Here is a 365-nt window from a genome sequence, read left to right on the forward strand (position 1 = left end):
TCGGCGGCGGGAGCGGGCTCGGCCGGCGCCTCGGCCGCGTGCGCGGTCTCCGGCACCGTCACCACGGCCGCCTCGGCGCCCGCGGGAGAACCGGCCGGGGCCGACGCCTTCCGGGTCGCCCGGCGCCGCGTACGGCCCTTGGGTGCGGCTTCCCCGGCGGCCGGCTCCTCGGCCTGCGGCGCCGGGACCACCTGGTCCTCGGCCGCCTGGGGCTCGGCCAGCGCCTCGGCCGCCGACTCCGGCTGCACCGGGCGCGCCGCCGCCTGCTCGGCGGTGACGTCCTGGGCGGTCGGGGCCGCGGCGGCCTGCTCCTGCTCCGCCTCGGCCTGCGCGGCCCTGGCGGCCTCGGCCCGCTCGGCCCGGCC

General features: G+C 84.1%; 1 pseudogene. It reads right to left on the reverse strand.

Going from position 1 to position 365, the window contains the following annotated elements:
- Positions 1-365 (reverse strand): annotated as a pseudogene (locus GT045_RS01065) (ribonuclease E/G); the annotation flags it as partial.

The sequence above is a fragment of the Streptomyces sp. SID486 genome, from assembly GCF_009865385.1.
Taxonomy (GTDB): Bacteria; Actinomycetota; Actinomycetes; order Streptomycetales; family Streptomycetaceae; genus Streptomyces.